The 11,642-nt window shown below is 65.2% G+C and carries 11 protein-coding genes and 1 rRNA gene; all 12 read right to left on the bottom strand.

The annotated features are described in order from the left end of the window. Positions 1 to 94: 94 nt before the first annotated feature. On the bottom strand, positions 95 to 1,009 hold the full coding sequence (gene xerD / locus CH286_RS20695) for a site-specific tyrosine recombinase XerD (RefSeq protein ID WP_094610258.1): 915 nt from the start codon (positions 1,007 to 1,009) through the stop codon (positions 95 to 97). 5 nt (positions 1,010 to 1,014) lie between these two features. Continuing rightward, the gene (locus CH286_RS20690; protein ID WP_094610257.1) at positions 1,015 to 1,647 is read right to left on the bottom strand and encodes an NUDIX domain-containing protein; all 633 of its coding nucleotides are present in this window, start codon (positions 1,645 to 1,647) and stop codon (positions 1,015 to 1,017) included. Continuing rightward, entirely contained in the window at positions 1,644 to 3,377 is a 1,734-nt protein-coding gene (locus tag CH286_RS20685; RefSeq protein ID WP_094610256.1) for a CTP synthase, read from the bottom strand. The genes CH286_RS20690 and CH286_RS20685 overlap by 4 nt, the downstream gene beginning before the upstream one ends. Before the next feature lie 151 nt (positions 3,378 to 3,528). Then, positions 3,529 to 4,476, bottom strand: coding sequence for a copper transporter (locus CH286_RS20680; protein ID WP_094610389.1), 948 nt, complete (start codon positions 4,474 to 4,476; stop codon positions 3,529 to 3,531). Continuing rightward, complete coding sequence (gene steA / locus CH286_RS20675) at positions 4,473 to 5,657, bottom strand: putative cytokinetic ring protein SteA (protein WP_032403723.1); 1,185 nt, start codon at positions 5,655 to 5,657, stop codon at positions 4,473 to 4,475. Before steA ends, CH286_RS20680 begins: the two co-directional genes overlap by 4 nt. An 84-nt stretch (positions 5,658 to 5,741) precedes the next feature. Further along, positions 5,742 to 7,511, bottom strand: a complete 1,770-nt coding sequence (gene recN / locus CH286_RS20670) for a DNA repair protein RecN (protein WP_176458303.1) — start codon at positions 7,509 to 7,511, stop codon at positions 5,742 to 5,744. A gap of 2 nt (positions 7,512 to 7,513) precedes the next feature. After that, a complete protein-coding gene (locus CH286_RS20665) occupies positions 7,514 to 8,479 on the bottom strand; it encodes an NAD kinase (protein ID WP_052058357.1) in 966 nt (321 codons plus the stop codon). Then, positions 8,476 to 9,297 carry a TlyA family RNA methyltransferase gene (locus tag CH286_RS20660; RefSeq protein WP_032403534.1) on the bottom strand — a complete coding sequence of 274 codons (822 nt, stop codon included), beginning with the start codon at positions 9,295 to 9,297 and terminating at the stop codon, positions 8,476 to 8,478. Before CH286_RS20660 ends, CH286_RS20665 begins: the two co-directional genes overlap by 4 nt. Before the next feature lies 1 nt (position 9,298). Next, on the bottom strand, positions 9,299 to 9,541 hold the full coding sequence (locus tag CH286_RS20655) for a hypothetical protein (RefSeq protein WP_032403535.1): 243 nt from the start codon (positions 9,539 to 9,541) through the stop codon (positions 9,299 to 9,301). 62 nt (positions 9,542 to 9,603) lie between these two features. Beyond that, entirely contained in the window at positions 9,604 to 10,593 is a 990-nt protein-coding gene (locus CH286_RS20650) for an HAD-IIA family hydrolase (RefSeq protein WP_094610254.1), read from the bottom strand. Then, entirely contained in the window at positions 10,590 to 11,471 is an 882-nt protein-coding gene (locus CH286_RS20645; protein ID WP_080737267.1) for a tetratricopeptide repeat protein, read from the bottom strand. Before CH286_RS20645 ends, CH286_RS20650 begins: the two co-directional genes overlap by 4 nt. 74 nt (positions 11,472 to 11,545) lie before the next feature. Further along, a 5S ribosomal RNA gene (rrf, locus tag CH286_RS20640) occupies positions 11,546 to 11,642 on the bottom strand; the annotation flags it as partial.

The raw sequence follows: 11,642 nt of genomic DNA, 5'->3' as shown, positions 1-11,642 counted from the left end.
GTCCCGTTCGTCTTCGAGTAGTTCACGCAAACGCTACCGCTTGAGGCACCGGCACTGTCATCGGACACGCTGAGAGGCAGCGGTCGACCTCGTGCTACTGCGCCCGCGGGTGCGCTCCCGCCCACACTTCGCGCAGTGTGGTGACGGTGACGAGAGTGTAGATCTGCGTAGTCGTCACCGACGCATGCCCCAGCAGTTCCTGCACCACGCGTACATCGGCACCGCCGTCGAGCAGATGCGTGGCGAAGGAGTGCCGAAGAACGTGTGGTGAGACGCCGGAGGTGATCCCGGCCCGCTCCGCCGAGTCCTGCAATACCTGCCATGCGCTCTGCCGAGACAACCTGCCGCCGCGCACATTGAGAAACAGGGCCGGGTTGGACCGCGCAACCAGGCCTGGTCGTCCACGCACCAGGTACGCGTCGATCGCCTCGATCGCCGGCCTGCCGACCGGGACGATGCGATGCTTGCCGCCTTTGCCTCGCAGCAGCACCGAGCGTGACTCGGTATCGATATCGTCCACATCCAGACCGACGGCCTCCGAGATTCGAGCACCGGTGGAATACAACAACTCCAGCAGCGCTCGATCACGCAGTCCGCGTGGTGCATCAGGTCCGGCGATCGACGCCGATTCGAGCAGTGCCACCACTTGATCGATGGGTAGCGATTTGGGCAACCGCTTGGCAGGCTGCGGCGGCTTGACCTCGCTCGCGACGTTGCGCTCGACCATCCCCTCGGCCAGCGCAAAGCGATGCAATCCGCGCACGGCAATCAGCGTGCGCGCGGCCGAACTCGCTGCGAGAGCGGTGAACTCGTCATCGCCACGCCGGAGGTACAGCACGAACTCGGTGATGTCGTTCTCGGTGACCTTGGCCAGATCGGCAATTCCGTAGCCGCTGAGAAACCGCTCGTACCGCACCAGATCGCGACGGTAGGACGACACCGTGTTCTTCGCCGAACCGCGCTCGACCACCAGATGGTCGAGGTACGTCTGAATCTGCTGGCCGATCACGGTGGCTACTTTCGTGAACTCTTCCGCTTCTCGAAGGCCGTGGGCAGATCGGGCCACGGGGCATCGGCCGGGCGCAGTTCGGTGCCTGCGGCGCGGGCGGCAGCGAATGCAAGCACGCCCGCCACGGCGGACGCGTTCACGATCTCTCCTGCCAGTGCGCGACGAACGGCCTCGTCCATCGGCACGAAGAAAAGTTCGATGTCTGCTTCCTCGTCGTGTGCTTCGGGCCGATCCACCTGTGTCAGGTCCTGCGCGAGGAAGATCCGCACGGCCTCGTCGGTGAAGCCGGGAGAGGCCAGCACGTCGACCAACACCGACCAGGTACCGGCGGCAAGGCCGGTCTCCTCGGCGAGCTCACGCTGAGCCGCCAGTACCGGCTGCTCCCCCGGCGCGTCGAGCAGGCCGGCCGGCAATTCCCACAGGCGTCGCCCGATGGGATGCCGGTACTGCTCGATCATGGCCACCCGATCCTGATCGTCGACGGCCAGAATCCCGACCGCGCCGTGATGCTCGACCACCTCACGCTCGGCCTTGCGCCCGTTCGGCATCGCGACCTGATCGAGCCGAAGCGCCAGAATGGCACCGGAGTACGCCGCCGTCGAGTCGAGGGTGGTGAACTCGTGTCGGGGCTGGTTCATCCGACGGTCTCGGCGGCGGCGTCCGACTCCTCCGCCGCCACGGTGTCACCGTGAACGTCGACCGGCAGCCGCTCTGCAGCCTTGTACTTCAGAGCCGCATTGATCAACGATGCGAACAACGGGTGCGGACGGGTCGGCCGGCTCTTGAGCTCCGGATGCGCCTGGGTGGCGACGAAGAACGGGTGCACCGAGGCAGGTAGCTCGACGAACTCGACCAGATGGCCATCCGGAGAAGTACCGCTGAACACCAAGCCGCTCTTGGCAATTCGATCTCGGTAGTCGTTGTTGACCTCGTAGCGGTGACGGTGGCGTTCCGAGACGTTCTCGGCACCGTACGACGCCGCGACGACCGAGCCCTTCTGCAGTGTCGCCGGGTAGGCACCGAGGCGCATCGTTCCGCCGAGATCGGCGTCACCGGCGACGGCATCTTCCTGATCGGCCATCGTGGAGATCACCGGATCCTTGGTGTCCGGATCGAACTCGGCGGAATTGGCGTCGGTCAGACCGACCGAACGAGCCGCCTCGATGACCACACACTGCAACCCGAGGCACAGACCCAACAGCGGAATCTTGCGCGTGCGGGCGAACTCGATCGCCCCGAGCTTGCCCTCGATACCGCGGATACCGAAACCGCCGGGAATGAGCACGGCATCGACGTCGCCCAACGCGGCCTGCGCCCCCGCGGGCGTCGAGCACTCGTCGGACGGAACCCACTTGATCTCGACCTTGGCGCGATGTGCGAATCCGCCGGCACGCAGCGCCTCGGTGACCGAGAGGTAGGCGTCGGGCAGGTCCACGTACTTGCCGACGAGGCCGACGCGCACGGTTTCGCGTGGCTGATGGACGCGCTCGAGCAGTCCGCCCCAGATGGTCCAGTCGACATCGCGGAACGGCAGACCGAGCTGACGCACGACGTAGGCGTCGAGGCCTTCCTTGTGCAACACCTTCGGAATGTCGTAGATCGACGGCGCGTCGGGCGTGGAGATGCAGCCGTCGACATCGACGTCGCACATGAGCGCGATCTTGTTCTTCAATCCCGGCGGCACGTCACGATCGCAGCGCAGGATCAATGCGTCGGGCTGGATGCCGATGCTGCGCAGGGCAGCCACGGAGTGCTGGGTGGGCTTGGTCTTGAGTTCACCGGACGGCGCCAGGAACGGAACCAGCGACACGTGCAGGAAAAAGACGTTGTTGCGGCCGACGTCGTGGCGAACCTGGCGCGCTGCCTCGAGGAAGGGCTGAGACTCGATATCGCCGACGGTGCCACCGATTTCGGTGATGACGACGTCAGGCTGGTGGCCCTGCAGATCCGGCCCGTTCATGGCCAGAATTCGACGCTTGATCTCGTCGGTGATGTGCGGGATGACCTGAACGGTGTCGCCGAGGTACTCGCCGCGACGCTCCTTGGCGATGACCGTCGAATAGACCTGGCCGGTGGTGACATTGGCGAATCCCGACAGATCCCGGTCGAGGAAGCGCTCGTAGTGTCCGACGTCGAGGTCGGTCTCGGAGCCGTCCTCGGTGACGAAGACCTCACCGTGCTGGAACGGGTTCATCGTGCCGGGATCGACGTTGAGGTAGGGATCGAGCTTCTGCATGGTCACGCGGAGTCCGCGTGCGGTCAGTAGCTGGCCGAGGCTCGACGCCGTCAGACCTTTTCCGAGCGAAGACGCGACGCCCCCGCTGACGAAGATGTGCTTGGTGTCGGAACGCGACTGAAGGCGTGACAATGAGGCTCCCGTGACGAATCTGCAGGGCTTGCTCCTACCAGGGGGCTGATAAGAGAGGTACAGCATGAAAATTGGGCCTGCTACCCACGGGACTTCACGGTAACACCAGTACGTACCTCACCGCCAACGACACGCTCGTTCCGGGCACCGATCAGCTCGCGGGCGCTCCGACGGTGACGGCATTCGCGTTCGCTCCGGTGCCGTACCGACCCGACGCACCGTCCAGCTGCTCCGCCAAGGCGAGAACGGTGGTGATCCGTCCAGCTTCACGGTCGACGTTGTCCACCGTGCTCAGTGAGGACGACAGAGCCGAATCGGCGCGTACGACGGCAATGGATTCGTTGCCTTCGGCGGCGGCGGACCGGCCGGCTAGCACAGCACCTGCACCGCGCGAATCGAGAGCACCGGCAAAGCGAGCGACGATGGCCCCGCGATTGCCGTCCTCGACGTTCGAGGAACCGGAACCGGTGACGACGACCGCCAGCTGGGCGGGTGCGACGGCACCGTTGTCGTAGGCGATGAACCCGCCGCTGCGCAGCGTTTCCAGAGCGAGCGAAAGCTCCTCCGGGGTGGACTGGGGTTGCGCGGTCTGCGCGTTGAGCAACAGCACCGAGCCCAGCAGATCACCGGCCAGGCTCCCCTGATCCACCGCGCCGGTGCGCAGCTGCACGCCGGCGGGAATGACGTTGGTCAATCGGGTGCGCAGATCATCGCCGTTCGCCGCGGAGACGAACGCGTCGGTCAGCGACACTCGGCCGGTGACAGTCGCACCCGACGCTCCGATCGAGCGGGTGACCCCGTCGACATCTCCGGGATCTGCGTCGGGTGTCGTGATGACCACGACGGAACGATCGACCAAGGTGTCGCGCAGAACCCGGCCCGATACAGCGGCGTCGAACCCGTCGGCAGAGTTCAGCTGCTCGCCGAGCTGATTGTTGGTCGCCTGCAGATCGTCCACCTGGTTTTCGAGACCGGTCTTGTCGTCACGAAGACCCGAGACCAGTCCGCTCGACAGCAGACCCGAACCGAGCACTATGCCGATGGCCAATGCGACGAACACGGCCGCCAGTGAAATGGCATGTTGGCGAAGCGAAATCACGGAAGCAACCCCTGGAACCACAGAGCGAACCGGTTCCACAGGTCGATCGCCCAGTCCAACGATTCACCACCGATGTTGGACACTGCCAACGCAACGATGACGGCAACGAGGGCCGCGAGAATCAGCAGGGCAATCGCGCCACCGGAAACTCGGCTTCGGTACAGAGTGGCCACAGCTTTGGCGTCGACCAGCTTGGCCCCGACCTTCAGACGCGTCATGAACGCGGCCGGGTTGGTGTTGCGACGACCACGATCGAAGAACTCGTCGAGGCTGGCCGGGCTACCGACCGACACGATCAGCGAGGCTCCGTGATGATCGGCCAGCAGCAGAGCGAGATCGGCCGCGGCACCGCTCGCCGGGAACGTCATGGCACCGATTCCGAGGTCCTGAATGCGTTCCAGTCCTTGCGCGTGACCGTCCGAATCGGCCGGAAGTACGACCTCTGCACCACATTTGAGCGTCTGAGCGGTGACGTCCTCGGGGTCGCCGACGATGAGATCGGGCCGGTGACCCGCCTTCATCGCGGTGTCGGCACCCGCACCGACGCCGATGATGACGGGCGAGTACTCCTTGATGAACGGCTTGAGGTTCTTCAGGTCCTCGGCATGACCTGGTCCGTCGGCGACGATCACGACGTGACGGCCCTTGAGATCGATGTCGATATCCGGCACTCCGACACCGTCGATCAGCAGCGGGCTTTCGGTGCGGATGAACTCGATCGTGTTGCCCGAGAACGCTTCCAGGTGATCGACGAGTCCGGTCTTGGCCTCGATCATCTTGTCGGAGATCTCGGCTTCGCTCTGCTCGTCACCCTTGGCGAGACGCCGATCGCCGGTGTAGACACCGCCGTCGTTGAGACGGATCTTGGTGCCGTCCTTGATCTTCTTGAAGACCTCGGTGCCGGCCGAGTCGATCAAGGTGATGCCGTTGGCCACGATGACCTCGGGACCGAGGTTGGGGTAACGCCCGGAGATCGACGGCGACGCGTTGACGACCGCGAGCACCCCCGCCTCGACCAGCGCATCTGCGGTCAGACGATCCAGGTCCAGCTCGTCCAGGACGACGATGTCGCCGGGCCCGACCCGTTTGAGCAGCTTGGCCGTGTTGCGATCGACTCGCGCGATCCCGGTGATTCCAGGCAGCGAATCCTGACTACGTGACAGCAGAGCCGGCATCTTCATGAGGACCATGATGACCCGATCGACACGCCCGGCGATGGAGGCGCGCCGAAACAACTACCACACTGATCACATCAGCACCAAAGGTTACAGGGCGGCTCTATCGGCGTTTGCAGTGGCCAGCAGCTCCTCGGCGTGCGCGCGACCGGTCTCCGTATCGTCCAGACCCGCGAGCATCCTGGCGAGCTCTACGACCCGCTCCGACGACGACAGCGTCCGAACGCCGCTGTTCGCCGCACCCTTCTTCGCATCGGTCTTGTCGACCACCAGATGTGTATCGGCGAACGCTGCGACCTGAGGCAAGTGAGTGACCACGATGACCTGATGGGTGCGAGCCAACCGGCCGAGCCGACGCCCTACCTCGACGGCAGCGCGACCACCCACTCCGGCGTCGACCTCGTCGAACACCATCGTCGCGCCCTTGTCCGAGCCCGCCAACACCACTTCGAGGGCCAGCATCACCCGTGAGAGCTCACCGCCCGACGCACTCTTGCTGATCGGCAGAGCCTGGGCACCGTCGTGTGCGGACAGGCGAAACTCGACCTCGTCGACGCCGTTGCTGCCGGCATGCAGTTCGGCACCGTCGACGACGATCGGGGCGGTGTCCGACGGACCGGCAGGCAAAGCTCGAACATCGATCTGCAGCTTGGCTTTTCCCATCGCCAACCCGGCCAGCTCGACGCTCACCGCCTTCGAGAGTTTCACCGAAGCCTTCGCGCGGGCAGCACTGAGCTTCTGCGCCGCCGCCGCGACGTCGACCGCAGCCGCGTCGACCTTGGCACTCAATTCGGCCAAGGCGTCGGCCGAGGTGTCGATGCGCGAGAGGCGCTCGCGGGCATCCTCCGCCCAGGCGATGACCCCGTCGACGTCGGCGGCGTACTTCCGCGTCAACGACTTCAGCTCGGCCTGGCGGTTCAGGATCGCGTCGAGCGCACCCGGATCGGACGGCAGATCCGTCAGGTACGAGGTGAGATCGGCACCGATGTCGCCCACGATGGCCATCGCGTCGTTCAGTCGCGGCAGCAGCTCCGTCAGAGCAGCGTCGTCGGCATGCTCCAAGCGAGAACGAGCCTCGCCCAACAGATACAGCGCGGATGTCGTGTCCGACGCCTCCTCGGTGCTCCCGACGAGTGCCGCCGAGGCACCCTCTGCGGTCTCACGCAACGAATCCAGATCACCCAGCCGACGCACGTCCTCGGCCACGGAACGATCCTCCCCCGGCTCCGGTGCGAGAGAGTCGATCTCCTGCAGGCCGAACTGCAGACGATCTGCCTCTTGCGCCAGCTCGCGACTGCGTTCGGTGCGGTCGATCAACTCGTTGCGAGCGTCGAGCCACGTCTTGCGAGCGGTGCGGTACTTCGAGACCAGGGACGCCACCGCGTCGCCGGCAAATCTGTCCAGGGCACCGAGTTGCTGATCGGGCCGCAGCAGACGCAGCTGGTCGTTCTGACCGTGCACCGTCAGCATCGAGTCGGTGAAGTTCGACAGAACCGATGCGGGCACACTGCGCCCACCGAGGTGCGCACGAGAGCGGCCGTCGGAGTTGACGGTCCGCACAGCGATGATCGAGTTGTCTTCGTCGCGTTGACCTCCCGACGACTCGAGTACCTTGTCGACGTCGTCGATCACCTGTTCCGACGCGGTATCGGTACTGAATCGCCCCTCGACCACAGCGCGCTGCGCGCCCAGCCGAACCCGGCCTGCGTCGGCGCGGGCACCCGACAACAGATGCAGGCTCGTGACCACCATGGTCTTGCCGGCACCGGTTTCACCAGTGAGGACGGTCAGCCCCTCGTGAAACTGTGCGCTGGCACCGGAAATGACTCCGAGGCTGTCGATCCGAATCTCTTCGAGCATCCCTACCTCGCTCTCCCCCGCCACCCGGTGACGGGCAGTTCGAATTTCTTGACCATGCGGTCGGCGAACGGTGCCGAATCGAGTCGGACCCATTTGATCGGTGACGCGCCCCGCACCACCTCGACGCGAGCACCGGCCGGAAGGCTCAGCGTGCGCCTGCCGTCGCAGAATACGAATCCCGCGTGCCCGCCCGCATCGATCTCGACCGCGACGATCGACTCGGGGCTGGTGACCAGCGGTCGCGCGAACAACGCATGTGCATTGCTCGGAATGACCAGTATCGCTTCGAGTTCCGGCCAGACCACAGGTCCACCGGCCGAGAAGGCGTATGCCGTCGAGCCCGTCGGTGTGGAGACCAGGACTCCGTCGCAGCCGAACGCGGAAACCGGTCGACCGTCGACTTCGAGCACCACCTCGAGCACTCCGAGCCTCGACCCGTTCTCGATGCTCGCTTCGTTCAGTGCCCATCCGCGGTCGACCACCTGATCTCCGACGCGAATTGCGATGTCCAAGGTCATGCGTTGCTCGATGCGGTAATTGCCGGCGATGACGCGGGCCAGGGCATCTTCGAGATGGTCGGCCTCTGCTTCGGCGAGAAAGCCGACGTGGCCGAGGTTGATTCCGAGAACTGGAATGGAGGCTGCTTGCGCGAGTTCGGCTGCGCGGAGAAAGGTTCCGTCGCCGCCCAGAACCAGGACCATCTCGCAGCCGACCGCCGCGTCGGGGCCGAATTCCACGACGTTGAGCCGCATGTCCGCGACGAACACGTGGTCGTGCTCCTGCTTGTCGGACGCCTCGATCTTCGAGGGCTCCACTTCGTCGACCAGTACGCGTAGGCAGATGCCCGCCTCGTCGAACACTTTGCCCACTCGACGTGCGGTCTCGGCGATGTCCGGTCGGCCCGGATGGGCGACGAGAAGGATTTCTCGAGACGACTCCAGTTCCGGTGCTGCCTGGGACGGAGTCACTGTGGTCCTTCCTCGATCGCGAGCCGGACGAGTTCCGGGATGTCGGTACGCGGCAGATCCTCGCCTGCACCTGCCCTCAGCCACAAAAAGTACTCGACGTTGCCCGACGGGCCCGGCAGTGGGCTTGCCGCCACCGCGCGAACAGTCAGACCCAGGCCGACCGCAGCGTTCGCCACGTCCTCTACGGCCTCGGCTCGCAGCGCCGGATCTCGCACGACGCCACCGGCACCCACGCGATCCTTGCCGACCTCGAATTGCGGTTTGACCATCAGCACCATGTCGGTGCCCGGCTTCGAACACTCGACGAATGCCGGAAGGACGAGCTTCAACGAGATGAACGACAGGTCGGCGACGATCACGTCGACGGGTCCACCGATCGTCTCGGCATCGATCGACCGGACATTGGTGCGGTCGATGACGTGGACACGATCATCGGACTGCAGCCGCCACACCAGCTGGCCGTATCCGACGTCCACGGCGACCACCTCACGTACTCCTCGACTGAGAAGGACGTCGGTGAATCCACCGGTGGACGCACCGGCATCGAGGCATCGAGCATGCTCGACGGTCAAGCCCAGCGGCTCGAACGCGTCGAGCGCCCCGAGCAGTTTGTGGGCACCTCGCGAGGCCCAACTGACCTCGTTGTCCTCTTCGGCAACCAACAATGGCGTGCCCGGCTCCACCGCGGTGGCCGGCTTGGAGGCCACAGTCCCGGCGATCTTCACCCGACCGGACTCGATCAGCTCCGAAGCATGTTCGCGAGATCTTGCCAATCCACGGCGAACCAGTTCCGCATCGACCCGTGCGCGACGAGCCACGTCAGGTCTTGTCGACGGTAGTCAGGGCGCGCACGAGCACCTCGTGAGCGCGGTCCAGCAGACTCGCATCGCGCGAGAGGGCGTCCGAATCCACGGTCTCGGGTTCTTCGTGGTCCGACGACACAATGGTGAGCTGGCTCAGGAGCGAGGCGACCTCGGCTCGAACGGTGTCGGGATCGGCCGACGACTCATCGCCGGCGTTGCTCGGCCGGTGCTGTCCTGGTAACGGAATCGACGTGCTCATCGCCCTTCACGCTATCGGATAGATACGACGAACGCCTGATCGCCGCCGCTATCCGGACGCTGTCAACACCCGAGCAGCGAACGCAGATCGCCGAGACCAGTGCCCTCGAAGCGCACCTCAGTGAACTCGGAGTCCGACCACGCAACGTGCAGCACGGCCAGAGCACCCTCGAACACATCCGGTGCCGTGTCCCGGTCGAATCGCACCGACAGCACTCCGCCGTCGATGCCGACCGCCCAACCGTCCTTGCTGCCGACGCGAGACGCGGACTCGTCCTGGTTGAGCACCCCGAGGTCGGGGCCGATGTGGGTGGGTCGCAGATGCTGGGGAGCACGAAGCAGCTCAGCGGCGGTACTCACACCGGTCAACACCAGTAGCGACGGCAGCTCGATTTCATTGGCTCCCGCGATGTCCGTGTCCAGCCGGTCTCCGACGACCAACGCCGAATGCGCTCCGCTGCGCTCGATGGCGTCGTGCATGATCGGCGCTGCCGGCTTGCCCGCCACAATCGGCTCGACGTCGGTGGCGTTGCGAACCGCTGCGACCATCGAGCCGTTTCCCAGAACGAGTCCTCGTTCGGTCGGCAAGGTGGCATCGATGTTCGTTGCTACCCAGAGAGCACCCGCACGAACAGCGAGGACCGCCTCGGCGAGCATCTTCCAGCCTGTATCGACCGAGTGACCCTGCACGACTGCGACCGGGTCGTCGTCGGCAGATCTGACCGGCTCCAGGCCGACCTTGGATATTTCGTTCGCCAACGCGTCGGTACCGACTACGAGGACACGCGCACCGGCGTTCAGTTTGCCCGCGAGAACACGCGCAGCTGCCTCGGAACTGGTGACAACGAACTCCGCAGAAGTGTCGAACCCGAGACCACGAAGATGCTCGGCAACGTCCTGCGGCGCACGACTGGCATTGTTGGTCACGAAGTACTGCTTCTCGGAACCACCCGAAAGCGCCTCTACTGCAGCGGGAATGGGGTCCTTACCGGCGTAGACGGTGCCGTCCAGATCGAGCAGCAGGACATCGTGGGCGTCGCGCAGCAACGTCACCGACTGCCTCCGGACAGCTCCTCGACTCGCTCTTCCGCGTCTGTCTCACCATCGACATCGGCCGCAGCAGCGTTGAGGAACCACTTCACACCCTCGTCGACGCGACCTGCCGCCACCAGTGCGTCGGCGTAGACGTAGAACAGGCGAGCTGCAGCGGTTCCCGAGCGCGAGGCGTCGAGATCCGGGGTCTGCAGGGTCACGACAGCCTGGTCGAACTGGTTGAGGTCCATACGAGCACCGGCCACGACAATTCGGAGTTCCGACGCTTCCTCGCCGGTCAACTCGCGAGCCTCGTCGCTACGGCCGAGTTCGATGGCGCGCTCGGGACGTCCGAGTCCGCGTTCGCAGTCGGCCATCACGGCAATGAGACCTGGCCCGCCGGCCATGCGCCGGGCGGCGCGAAGCTCGGACAGGGCTTCGGCCCATTCACCGGCGTGGTAGGCCGCGATACCCGCGGTTTCACGCACAACGGCGATACGACCTGCTCGCTGACGAGCAGCGCGCGCGTGCAGCAGCGCCAACTGCGGGTCGTCGTCGAGCAGCCTGCTGGTCATCACGAGGTGACGGGCCACAGCAGTGGCATTGTTCTTGTCCAAGCTCAGCAGATCTCGGCGCACTGCCGGCTCGAGCTGGCCGGCTTCGACCTCGTCGGGCAGATCCGGTTCGTCGGGACGCGGGGGTCGACGGTCGGATGATGCGCTGTTACCGCGGCGATCGCCGGAGAACCCACCCTCACCACCACGTCTGCGAGGAGGACCGTCCGAACGACGCGGGTCGGCGCGACGGTCCTGAGCGCGAGGGTTGCGATCTCGGGACTCGCTCGGGCGGTTGCCGCCGTCCCCTCTAGAGGGGCGACGATCGTTGTTGTCTTCCGACACGGGCGTCCTTTCGGATTTTGGATACAAAACGCAAAAAGGGGACCCACCAAGTGGGTCCCCTTCTTACAACGGGTGTTCGGCGGTGTCCTACTCTCCCACACCCTGTCGAGTGCAGTACCATCGGCGCTGGAGGGCTTAGCTTCCGGGTTCGGAATGGGACCGGGCGTTTCC

Origin of the sequence: Rhodococcus sp. WWJCD1, assembly GCF_002258735.1 — a bacterium.
GTDB lineage: Bacteria > Actinomycetota > Actinomycetes > Mycobacteriales > Mycobacteriaceae > Rhodococcoides.
The sequence above is the reverse complement of the archived record's forward strand: the minus strand, read 5'-3'. Positions and strand labels throughout refer to the sequence as shown.

Bases quoted from the DNA above. Each gene is read 5' to 3' on its own strand.
- CH286_RS20655 (WP_032403535.1), bottom strand. From the start codon at position 9,541: ATGAGCACGTCGATTCCGTTACCAGGACAGCACCGGCCGAGCAACGCC.
- recN (WP_176458303.1), bottom strand. From the start codon at position 7,511: ATGCTCGAAGAGATTCGGATCGACAGCCTCGGAGTCATTTCCGGTGCC.
- steA (WP_032403723.1), bottom strand. From the start codon at position 5,657: ATGAAGATGCCGGCTCTGCTGTCACGTAGTCAGGATTCGCTGCCTGGA.
- CH286_RS20690 (WP_094610257.1), bottom strand. From the start codon at position 1,647: ATGAACCAGCCCCGACACGAGTTCACCACCCTCGACTCGACGGCGGCG.